8 protein-coding genes are annotated in these 11,972 nt (G+C 43.1%); all 8 read left to right on the top strand.

Annotation, left to right across the window (positions count from 1 at the left end; all coding sequences use genetic code 11):
* Positions 1 to 16 precede the first annotated feature (16 nt).
* The 8 genes from AC2Q9J_RS03060 to AC2Q9J_RS03025 all read left to right on the top strand — a co-directional run bounded on the left by AC2Q9J_RS03060 (position 17) and on the right by AC2Q9J_RS03025 (position 11,927).
* Positions 17 to 1,069 carry a M42 family metallopeptidase gene (locus AC2Q9J_RS03060; protein ID WP_499037069.1) on the top strand — a complete coding sequence of 351 codons (1,053 nt, stop codon included), beginning with the start codon at positions 17 to 19 and terminating at the stop codon, positions 1,067 to 1,069.
* A gap of 14 nt (positions 1,070 to 1,083) precedes the next feature.
* The gene (locus tag AC2Q9J_RS03055; RefSeq protein ID WP_499037067.1) at positions 1,084 to 2,544 is read left to right on the top strand and encodes a UDP-N-acetylmuramoyl-L-alanyl-D-glutamate--2,6-diaminopimelate ligase; all 1,461 of its coding nucleotides are present in this window, start codon (positions 1,084 to 1,086) and stop codon (positions 2,542 to 2,544) included.
* 106 nt (positions 2,545 to 2,650) lie between these two features.
* Positions 2,651 to 4,219 carry a peptide chain release factor 3 gene (locus tag AC2Q9J_RS03050; protein ID WP_499037065.1) on the top strand — a complete coding sequence of 523 codons (1,569 nt, stop codon included), beginning with the start codon at positions 2,651 to 2,653 and terminating at the stop codon, positions 4,217 to 4,219.
* 199 nt (positions 4,220 to 4,418) lie between these two features.
* Positions 4,419 to 7,478, top strand: coding sequence for an efflux RND transporter permease subunit (locus AC2Q9J_RS03045; protein WP_499037063.1), 3,060 nt, complete (start codon positions 4,419 to 4,421; stop codon positions 7,476 to 7,478).
* Between the two features lie 201 nt (positions 7,479 to 7,679).
* Positions 7,680 to 8,765 carry an SDR family oxidoreductase gene (locus tag AC2Q9J_RS03040; protein ID WP_499037061.1) on the top strand — a complete coding sequence of 362 codons (1,086 nt, stop codon included), beginning with the start codon at positions 7,680 to 7,682 and terminating at the stop codon, positions 8,763 to 8,765.
* A gap of 216 nt (positions 8,766 to 8,981) precedes the next feature.
* Entirely contained in the window at positions 8,982 to 9,755 is a 774-nt protein-coding gene (locus AC2Q9J_RS03035; protein ID WP_499037060.1) for a TerC family protein, read from the top strand.
* Positions 9,756 to 9,960: 205 nt separating this feature from the next.
* A complete protein-coding gene (sigI, locus tag AC2Q9J_RS03030; RefSeq protein WP_499037058.1) occupies positions 9,961 to 10,710 on the top strand; it encodes an RNA polymerase sigma-I factor in 750 nt (249 codons plus the stop codon).
* Positions 10,710 to 11,927, top strand: a complete 1,218-nt coding sequence (locus AC2Q9J_RS03025) for an anti-sigma-I factor RsgI family protein (RefSeq protein ID WP_499037340.1) — start codon at positions 10,710 to 10,712, stop codon at positions 11,925 to 11,927. Before sigI ends, AC2Q9J_RS03025 begins: the two co-directional genes overlap by 1 nt.
* Positions 11,928 to 11,972: the final 45 nt, after the last annotated feature.

The raw sequence follows: 11,972 nt of genomic DNA, 5'->3' as shown, positions 1-11,972 counted from the left end.
TAAGGGGGCGTCACGCATGACACATCAATGGAATTCGAAAGAAACAATCGGACTTTTGGGCGAATTGACATCGATTCCGAGTCCTTCCGGATATACAATGGAAATAATGGATAAGATCAAAAGAATGATGGACAGCTGGAACGTCCATTATACTACAACCAATAAAGGCGGCGTCATAGCCACTATCAAAGGCGACAATGATGAGCGCCACAGATTATTGACGGCACATGTGGATACACTTGGTGCCATGGTGAAAGAAATTAAACCATCCGGCCGCTTAAAGCTTTCATTAGTGGGAGGTTTTAAGTTCAATGCGGTAGAAGGTGAGAACTGTCTGATACATACGGCTTCCGGAAAAACTGTATCTGGGACCATCCTGCTTCATCAAACAACGGTCCATGTCTATAAAGATGCTGGCACTGCTGAACGCAATGCAGATAATATGGAAGTAAGAATTGATGAAAAAGCGTTTTCAGAAGATGCTGTTAGGGAACTTGGTATTGAGGTAGGCGATTTCGTGTCATTTGATCCGAGGTTTGCCGCAACAGAATCAGGATTTATAAAATCCCGTCATTTGGATGATAAGGCGAGCACGGCTTTATTGCTCGAATTGGTTAAACATTTAAGCGAGGGTTCTGAAAAACTGCCTTACACTACGCATTTCTATATATCTAATAATGAAGAAATCGGTTATGGCGGCAACTCGAATATTCCCGAGCAGACAGAAGAATATATTGCTGTCGATATGGGCGCTATTGGAGATGGACAATCTTCGGATGAATACACGGTATCAATTTGTGCCAAGGATTCCAGCGGTCCCTATCATTATGGATTGACCCGCCATCTGATATCTTTAGCCAAAGAAAATAACATCGATTATAAAGTGGATATTTATCCATACTATGGATCAGACGCATCAGCGGCGATCAGTGCGGGTTATGATGTAAAACACGCACTATTCGGTCCGGGAATAGAAGCTTCGCATTCCTATGAACGGACCCATACAGATTCACTGAAAGCCTCGGCTGCATTGCTTTATGCTTATGTAATGTCACCGCTGGTTTCCTGATTAGGAGGATTTTCATGAATAGCAGGGAGTTACTCGAAAATATTCCTTATAAACTGATTTCAGGCGAGCTGCCTGAAAAAATAGAACATATCACAATGGATTCAAGGGACGCAGTGCCTGGATCTCTATTTGTATGCATCGAAGGCTATACGGTCGACGGCCATGATTTCGCGGAACAGGCGACAAAATGCGGAGCGACTCTTATTCTTTCCGAAAAACCGGTTGAAGTTGATGGTCCAGCGGTGCTGATCGTGGAAGACACCGTACGGGCGCTGGGACAATTGGCTTCGAAGTTTTTCGATTATCCTTCCAAAGACATTCAAATGATTGGAGTCACTGGCACAAATGGGAAGACGAGTGTTGCCGGCATGCTCCATTCAATGTTGATGAAGCTAGGGCAAAAATCGGCTTTAACCGGAACAATCGGCTTCAATCTCAACGGGGAAATGCATCCTTCTGCCAATACAACGAGCGATGCGTTAACAACGCAGAAAATGATAGCTAAAGCAAAAGAATCTGGTTGCTCGCATATGACAATGGAAGTTTCTTCGCATGGACTTGTACTTGGCCGACTGGCCGGAGTAGAATTCAACACAGCGATTTTCACTAACCTTACGCATGACCATCTTGATTTTCACGGGACAATGGAAGAATACGGGCATGCAAAAGGATTGCTGTTCGCCCAATTAGGACAGGACCTTCGTGAAAAGAAACGGGCAGTACTTAACGCTGATGATCCTTGGTCTGAGCAATTTGCAAAAATGACTTCCCATCCGATTTTCACATATGGCTTGGAAAAAGATGCTCAGTTTAAAGCCGATGAAATTTCCATGGACCAATCCGGAACGTCTTTCCGTTTGAATTGCCCGGAAGGTGAATTTCAGGTGACCATGAAATTGCTTGGCCATTTTAATGTGTCCAATGCACTGGCGGCCATTACTGCTCTATACGCGGAAGGCTTCAAGCTGAAAGATATACTGGAGGCACTGGCGGCGATCGACCCAGTTGAGGGCCGTATGCAGAGAGTGGCGATTGAAGCACCTGTAACCGTTTATGTGGATTATGCCCATACACCTGACGCCATTGAAAAAGCACTGGCTGCCGTAACAGGATTCAAAAAAAATAAAATCATTTTCCTTGTGGGAACCGGCGGCAACCGGGACAAATCGAAAAGGCCGAATATGGCTAAAAAAGCATCAGTTGCGGATTATGTCGTTTTAACTACTGATGATCCGAGAGATGAAGCATATGACAGCATCCTGAAAGATTTGGAAACTGGAATGGCCCATCCGAATTATGCCTGCATCGGCGACCGTGAAGAAGCGGTGAAACATGCGATTCAGCAGTCAGAACCTGGTGATATCATTATTCTTGCCGGAAAAGGCCACGAAGATTATCAAATTATTGGAGCCACAAAATATCCGCACAGTGATAAAGAAATCGCGAAACAGGAAGCGTTGAAAAAATATAGCTGAAAAGAGGCCCAAAGCGGCTTCTTTTTTTGTGGTATAGGTTATTATTTCTTGTTTTTTCACATTTCCTTCTCTAATATGAAGAGAGTAGATTAAAGGAGCGTAAAACATGTCAGTCCAAACTAAAAATGAAATTGAAAATAGAAGAACATTCGCCATCATTTCCCACCCGGATGCCGGGAAAACCACTTTAACTGAAAAGCTTTTGCTATTCGGTGGAGCCATCCGCGACGCGGGTACGGTTAAAGGGAAGAAAAGTGGTAAATTTGCAACATCCGACTGGATGGAAATCGAGAAACAGCGGGGAATTTCCGTTACTTCATCTGTTATGCAGTTTGATTATGACGGCCACCGTGTAAATATTCTGGATACACCTGGACACCAGGATTTCAGTGAAGACACATATCGTACATTAATGGCGGTCGACAGTGCCGTGATGATAATCGATGTCGCAAAAGGGATAGAAGCACAGACAGTTAAATTATTTAAAGTTTGTAAAATGCGCGGTATACCGATTTTCACATTCATCAATAAGATGGATCGCCAGGGGAAAGAACCGTTGGAATTGATGGAAGAACTTGAAGAAGTACTTGGAATTCAGTCGTACGCAATGAATTGGCCGATCGGCATGGGGAAAGAATTCCTTGGCATATATGATCGCTTCAATAAACGTGTAGAGCCTTTCCGGTCTGAAGGCGACAGATTTTTGCCGATAGACGAAGAAGGTGAATTGGCTGTCGATCACGATATGAAAAATTCTTCCTATTACACACAAGCTATGGAAGATATTCAATTGCTCAATGAAGCCGGCAACGAATTTTCATTCGACCGGGTAAAAAGAGGAGAATTGACTCCGGTTTTCTTTGGCAGCGCACTTGCAAACTTTGGCGTTCAGACGTTTTTGGAGACCTACCTTCAATTCGCACCGTCGCCGCAGCCAAGAATGACCCAGGAAGAAGACATTGTAGACCCGGTGGATACTCCATTCTCAGGCTTCGTTTTCAAAATCCAGGCGAATATGAATCCTGCACACCGTGACCGAATCGCTTTTGTGCGAATCGTGTCAGGAAAATTCGAAAAAGGGATGAACGTTACCTTATCGCGTACCGGAAAATCGTTCCGCTTGTCCCAAACTACTCAGTTTCTGGCGGATGATCGTGAAATGGTGGCAGAAGCAGTTGCCGGAGATATCATCGGGCTGCATGATGTGGGGAATTACCAGATTGGCGATACGATAACAAGCGGGAAGAAATTCCAGTTCGAAAACCTTCCACAGTTTACACCGGAATTATTTGTGAAAGTTACCGCTAAAAACGTTATGAAGCAAAAACATTTCCATAAAGGGATTCTTCAGCTTGTCCAGGAAGGGGCCATTCAGTATTATAAAACGCTGCATATGGAAGAAGTCATTCTTGGAGCAGTGGGCCAATTGCAATTTGAAGTTTTTGAACACCGCATGAAAAATGAGTACAATGTTGAAGTCCGGATGGAGCCGATCGGTTCCAAAATTGCCCGATGGATCGAAAACGAAGAAGACGTCAAAGAGTCTATGTCCAGCAGCCGTTCGATGTTGGTGAAGGACCGTTTCGATAACTATGTATTCCTGTTCGAGAATGAATTCGCCACACGCTGGTTCCAGGATAAAAATCCGGGTATCAGGCTGTACAGCTTATTATAAGAAGAAACTTTCTCACTAAGAACCATCTAACCATAAAGAAATTTTAGAACCTGCCAAGAGGCAGGTTTTTTTGTGAATTAAATAAGAATATTCTGTTCACATTTAGAAAAATCCAAATTCATTTCAAAGGTTTAAGTTTGCGGTGGCAGTCAGTTTTTCTTATGATAAAAGAACGAAGTAACAGAGAGGGTTTGACACGATGAAACTAAGTGATTTTTCGATAAAAAGACCGGTTTTGACTACTGTCACCATGCTATTGGTCATAATCTTGGGAGCAGTGTCATTTTTAAGGATTCCGGTGACCTTAATACCTGAATTGAATCCGCCAATTGGGGTTGTCGTAACCAGTTACAATGGGGCAAGCCCTACAGAAGTGAATGAGAAAGTGACAAAGCCTTTGGAGGCGAACCTTTCAACATTGCCTGGCATCGAATCGATCCAGTCGACTTCACAGGAAGGATCGAATTTCATTTTACTTGAATTCGACTGGTCCACTGAAATTGATGATGTGCAAAGCGACATCCTCCAACGGATTGACCAGACCTTCATACCTGAAGACGCAGGGACACCACAGTTTCTGAAGTTCGACCCTTCACAATTCCCCATTTTGCAATTATCTTTGCGAGCGACCGAATCGGATGTAGACATAAGAGTACTTGCGGAGGAACTGGAAACGGAATTGCTGCAGACAGAAGGTGTGGCGAACGTAAATATTTCCGGAACTTTAATAGAGGATATTTTAATTTCTCTCGATCAGGAATTATTGGAAGAGAATGGTTTGCAGCAATCAGATATTGTGCAAGTGATTCAAGGAAGCAATGTTTCGATGCCTGGTGAACCGATTGAAAGCGAAGATGGCCGTAATTTAACAACTCGGATCATCAGCACATTGACGAGCCCGGAAGAAGTCGCGGACCTCATCGTGACAGTGGATCCGCTTGATGGCGAGAACCTGACGATTGGTGATGTTGCGGATGTTTCACTGACTGAACGGGACCGCAACAGTGAAACGCGTGCCAACCAGGAACCGGCTGTACTTTTGGCAGCCCTGCAGGAATCCGGTGCGAACACTGCGGACGTTTCAACTGCATTCCAGGAACGCTTAGAAGAACTGCTTGAAGAAGAACGCTTCAGCGCAGTAGAAGCTGATATTCTCTTTGACCAGGGAGATTATGTGAAACTGGCAGTTGGAAATATTGGACAGACATTAATCTTCGGAGGCATATTTGCGATGCTCGTGCTGTTTTTCTTCCTGCGTGGAATAAAGAGCCCGGTCATCATCGGTATCGCAATTCCTTATTCCGTCATTGTTACATTTGTTTTGATGTATTTTGCTGACTTTGCCTTAAATATTATGACACTCGGCGCTTTAGCGTTGGGGATAGGCATGCTCGTGGATAATGCCATCGTTGTAATTGAAAATATTGAGCGGCATTTAGCAATGGGCAAACCTTCGAAGAAAGCAGCTTCGGATGGTGCAAGGGAAGTGGCTGGAGCCATCACGGCTTCAACACTGACTACAGTAGCAGTTTTTGTTCCAGTAATTTTTATCTCGGGGTTGATTGGTGAAATTTTCTTTGAGTTTGCATTGACGATTTCATTCAGTCTTTTTGCCTCTTTGGCTGTTGCACTGACAGTCATTCCGATGCTTGCTTCCCAAATGCTTAAAAAACCGAAAGGCAATGTTGAAGCGAGAAAGCGGAGGTCCAAAGGGCTCAAGAACTTTGAACGCTCCATCAAGTGGGCACTGCGTCATCGGATAGTTGTTTTATTGGTTACATTAGTGTTTTTGATCATTGGCGCTTTTGGCGTTTCACAGGTCGGCACTGAATTTTTACCGGCTACAGATGAAGGGTTCGTCAGTGTCTCAGTTGAGCTTGAAAATGGCTCATCCCGCACAGCGACTGATGAAGTGGTCACACTGATTGAAGAAGAGCTTGAAGCGGAAGATGATGTGGAAGTTTACGTGAGCCTTGTCGGAACGACTCAACAAGGTCAGGCACAAGGGTCTTCAGAGGCCAACGAAGCTGAGATTTATGTCAAACTGATTCCGCTGGATGACCGGGAACGTTCTGTTTTTGAATTCGTTGACGATGTCCAGCCTCAAATTCTTGAAAAAGTGGGAGACCGCGCTGAAGTAGGATTTAATCTGCAAACGGCTGCCGGTTCAACACCGAATACATTATCGTTCACAGTTACCGATACCGACCCTGTCAGACTTGATGAAGCTGTAGAAAGAATCAGTGATTCTCTAAACAGTTTGGATTCTGTTACTGAACTGACAAATGACCGTGACGATACAATCGATGAAATCCAGGTGACAATTGACCGTGAGGCTGCCACTGAATACGGCATGGCTCCGGCGCAGATTGCACAGGCAGTGAACAACATTACCCGAGGGGTACAGGCTACCCAATTGATAAATGAGCAGGATGAAGTTTATGCCGTGTTTGTGGAAATCGAAGAAGAAGATCGTGACAGCTATGAAAAATTGCAGGAACTGAGTCTCCGCACGCCTTCCGGCACATTTGTCGAATTACAGGAACTTGCGGAGATTGAAATAGCTCAGGGCCCGGTGAGCATTCAACGTGTCGATCAGGCGGGAAGTGTGTCGTTCACATTGCAGCACCAGTCGGATGTCACTATGGGAGATATGTCAAATGACGTGGATGCAGCGCTTGAAGATTTGAATCTCGACGACGGAACCATGATAACCTTTGGAGGGGACAGGGAACTGTTCGATAATGCCATCAATGACATGATTATGGCTGTATTATTGGCTGTTGTACTAGTCTATATGGTTATGGCGGCTCAATTTGAATCGTTTAAATATCCATTTGTTATCATGTTCACTGTGCCCCTGATGGTCATCGGTGTGGCAATCGCCTTGTTTATTACACAGACACCGATTAGTATAACCGCAGTCATCGGTATACTGGTTCTGGTAGGGATCGTCGTGAATAACGGGATCGTTCTTGTGGATTATATTAACAAACGCAAAGAAAGTGGAATGGAATCCTATGATGCAATCATCACATCAGTCAGAGATAGAATGCGTCCAATCCTAATGACGGCATTGACTACAATTCTTGGGCTTGCACCGCTTGCAGTCGGAATTGGTGAAGGAACTGAAATAAACCAGCCGATGGGGATTGCTGTAATTGGCGGTTTGATCAGTTCCACATTCCTTACTCTTTATGTAGTGCCGATTGTATACAGTCTCTTTGACAGGGAAACAAGATTGATGAATAAAAAGTAAGCCAAATGGAATTGGCTTAATCTTTGTTATAAAGTCAGCGCAGCGATGCAGGAGCGTAGTCTCTTGCAAGCGGCTGGCTTTTTATTTCCATACATTTTATTGGAATATTTAGTATAATTGGTAATGAAGAGGTAAATGAACTTTATTAGCTGAACAAGAAGTCTCATTTATATGAAGGAGAATCGACTAGGGGGAATTGAATTGACAGAAGCAGTATTTACAGGATTTCCAGGTTTTATAGCAAGTCAGCTGATCCGTACTTCCATCGGGCAGGATCCGGAACTTGGCGTTTCCGCGATTGTATTGCCGTCAGAGCGTGTTAAGGCGGAAAAAGAAGCTGCCCGCATTCAAGAAGAAACAGGCTGCAGACATTTACGCATCATGGATGGTGATATTACGAAGCAAGGGCTGGGACTTAAGCAAGAGGACATTACTTACCTGGAAAATAAGAAAATCATCTTTTGGCATTTGGCCGCAATCTATGATTTGGCAGTGCCGCGTGATATAGCATGGAAAGTGAATGTCGAAGGAACGAAATTTGTAAATGAGTTTGTGTCGGGACTTTCAGGTCTGGAAAGATATATGTACTTCAGTACAGCTTATGTGGCTGGAAAACGTGAAGGGGTACTTCGGGAAGATGAATTGATCCGTCCGGAAAAATTTAAAAATTTTTATGAAGAAACAAAGTTTGAAGCGGAAGTGCTTGTCGAGGAAATGAAAAGAAATTATCCGGTTACTATTATTCGTCCGGGAATTGTACGCGGGCATTCAAAAACAGGAGAAACCATTAAATTCGATGGACCTTATTTTTTCCTGAATATGATTGACCGGATGCGTAAAATGCCTCTTATTCCGTATGTAGGAAAATCTTCTTCCTATATTAATGTCGTCCCAATCGATTACATATTTGAAGCATCAGTCTTTTTAAGTAAATTATCAGCCGCAGAAGGCGAAACAGTCCATTTGACAGATCCAAACCCGCATCCAGTCGAAGAGGTGTACCGTTCTATGGTAGTTCATCTTACAGGCAAAACACCGAAAGGACGCTTGCCTAAGAAAATGGCTGTCATCAGCATGAAATATAAACCTGTGAGAAAAATGCTCGGTGTTGAAATGGAGACCTTGGATTATATGGATTGGCCAGCCTCTTTTGATACGTCAAAAGCCGAGCGACTCTTAAAAGGAAGCGGCATCCGATGTGCGGATTTCCTGGAAACTATGCCGGAAATGGTCGCTTTTTATGAGTTGCATAAAAATGACAAAAAATTTCATATTCCAATCCAATAGTATATTTACTTTCGAAAAAATGGTGCTATACTCAAAATACAACTAAATTACTTTGACAGATGTCAAAGGGGAGTAGCTGTAGGGAAACCTATTTCACAGTCGTCAGCACATGGTTTGCAGCCATCGGTTGTGATAGCAATTTTGATTGCTTAGCGAGACCTTTGCCTTTTATTAGGTGAGGGTCTTTTTTGCTGGCAAAAAACAGGAGGAAGAAAGATGGATAGTGCAATATTATTGGAGTATGCCTGGGTCCTGTTGGTCCTGATTGGTCTGGAAGGCTTACTTGCTGCGGATAACGCAGTGGTAATGGCGGTAATGGTAAAACATTTACCGAAAGCTCAGCAAAAGAAAGCTTTATTCTACGGATTGGCGGGAGCGTTTGTTTTCCGTTTCGCTGCGTTATTCATGATTACGCTATTGGTGAATATCTGGCAAATCCAAGCATTAGGGGCCGCCTATTTATTGTTTATATCATTTAAACATATCTACGATCAGCGTAAAGGGCAGGAACACTCCATTGAACCGGAAGCCACAAAAGGTTCAGGTTTTTGGATGACAGTTCTGAAAATCGAATTGGCTGACATCGCATTCGCCATCGATTCGATGCTTGCTGCGGTAGCTCTGGCAGTAACATTGCCGCATTTGAACGTGTTTGGTCTTGAAGACATCGGCGGCATCAATTCAGGACAATTCGCTGTTATGCTTGCCGGTGGTTTAATCGGTGTTATCATCATGCGTTTTGCTGCGCATAAATTTGTTCAATTGCTGGAAAAATTCCCGCAGCTGGAAACAGCCGCGTTTGTGGTTGTAGGCTGGGTCGGCGTGAAGTTGCTCGTGATGACTTTGTCACATGAAAAGCTCGATATATTGCCGCATGACTTCCCGCATTCAACTCCTTGGACAATTACTTTCTGGAGCGTACTGGTAGGAATAGTAGTAGTCGGAGCACTTATCGGGTTGAAAAAGAATAAAGAAATTGAAAATCATTAATATTTTGAGAGCATCTTCTCCCGAAGATGCTCTTTTAATTTTATCGAAAAAATTAAGAGAAAGTTAAATTTTATTGTTTATACCCTTATAAAAAGGGGTACATCCTCGAATCATTATTATAGAAGGAAGAATTGTTCATTCTTTTCATTTTTTCCAATTCTCGTTACAATCAATATTAATGAGAAGAATGAAAGAGGTGAACCGGATGCTGCTGTCAGTATTGGCTGGATATTTCGGCCGCGGTGAGAAAAGCAATGCCGAATTGTTGGCAGTACAGGCTCAAAATGGCGATGCACAGGCAATGGAAAGCTTGTTGGCATCCTATTCACCATTTATGAAAAAAACTGCAGGACAAGTTTGCAAGCGGTTCATTAATGATCATGATGAAGAATATACGATAGCCCTTTCAGCGTTCCATGAGGCGGTCAATGGTTTCAATCATGAAAAAAACGCTTCTTTTTTGACTTTTGCACATATGGTCATCAGAAGGAGAGTCATTGATTATATCCGGAAAGAGGCCAACAGAAAAGATTTTGCCCATGATTTTCATGGTTTATCAGAGACGGATGACTTCAGGAGTGGAATTGATACATCTGCATCGATAAAAGATTATACAGAGCAGCAGCAGGTTGCGGCTCGCAGAGAAGAAATAGCTGAATATGAGAAGTTGCTTTCGGGATATGGCATGACATTCCAGGACTTGGTGAAAGTATCGCCAGCTCATGAAGATGCCAGAGTCACCGCAATCCAAATTGCCCAATTGGTTGCCGAAACTGAAGATTATCAGAATTTTCTTCAGCAAAAAAAGAAACTGCCAGTCAAGGACATAGAACAACTGGTGGAAGTTTCCAGGAAGACTATTGAGCGCAATCGAAAGTATATAATTGCGGTTGCTGTATTGCTAATGAGTGATTTGCATTATTTAAAGGATTACCTAAAGGAGCGGTTGCGTTGATGAGAATGCAAAAGGGACTGTGTATAGAATTGAATGGCAAGTCTTCTGTATTCATTGGCCATAGCGGGGAATTTGTCCACGGCATGCCAGTTGGGGAAGCTGCTGTGGGAGAAGAAAGCTATTTTTATCCTAAACAAGTGTTGGCTGTGCAAAAGCGCAAAGCCAATAAGCCGGTTTGGGCTCCTATCGCCGCTGCTGCAGCGGTGGCGGTGTTATTCCTCTCTGTACTTCTGCCGAAACAAGAAGCCTTTGCTTACGTTCAGGTGCAGGTGAATCCAGGAGTTGAGCTGGGAATTAATGATGGATATGATGTGGTTTCCATCAGGGGGTTAAATTCAGACGGCCGGGAAATATTAGAAGAACTTGGTGAATGGAAAAACCATCCACTCGAAGAGGTGCTTGATGAAGTAATTGTCCTGTCAATGAATTCGACTACTGATGAAATTGTCATTACGACAGTTGCTGACGAAGAGGATCAAGTTGCGGATAAGGAAGTTGTAGAATCAGTGCTGGCCATATCAGCAAAAGCAATGGCGAAAAACGTAACTGTTAAGCTGAAGGAAGCTTCTAAAACACAATGGAGAACTTCAGTCGAAAAGAGTGTGCCCGTGGGTCAACTGATTAACAACTCACAAAATCTAAAGAACGAAAAAAATGAGGACAAACCTGTTAAAGAGAAAAATAACCAGCCACTGAAAGTGGAAGATAAGCCGGCAGCTGTCGATAAACAAAAAGAAAAAGAGTTAAAGTCGGCAGAAAAAGCTAAAAAGCAAGAAGAGAAAAATAAAGGGGAAGTCAAAAATCCTCCTTCCGAAAAAGAAAAAGAAGTACCACCAGGCCAGGAAAAGCGTAAAGAAACTCCTGCTGCAGAAAAGGGAAACCCTAATCCGCCTGGCCAGGAAAAGCGCAACCAAGCCCCTGGACAGATAAAAAAAGATGATGTCAATAAAAGCGATGAGCCTGCAGATAAAAAAGATGAAGCACCTGGCCAGCAAAAAAATAAAGAAAACAAAGGAACAGAAAAAGAAAAGTCTCCAAAAGGAAATGAAAAATCTTCGAAAGCAAAGAATACAAAAGATAAATCCAAGCCCTCTGTTTCCGGACCGCAAAAATCAACAGAAAAAAACAATCTGAAACAACCAAGTGAGAAGAGCAGCAAGCAAAATAACAGCAGCAGTAACGGCAAGAACAATAAAGAAAAGAATAAGAATGAGTAATACAATGACAGCAGAAAATACTTTTCTGCTGTTTTTTAGATGGAT

The sequence above is a fragment of the Planococcus sp. RAB007_Raresut genome (assembly GCF_057369535.1).
Note: the sequence above shows the minus strand (reverse complement) of the source record. Positions and strands in the feature narration are given on the sequence as shown.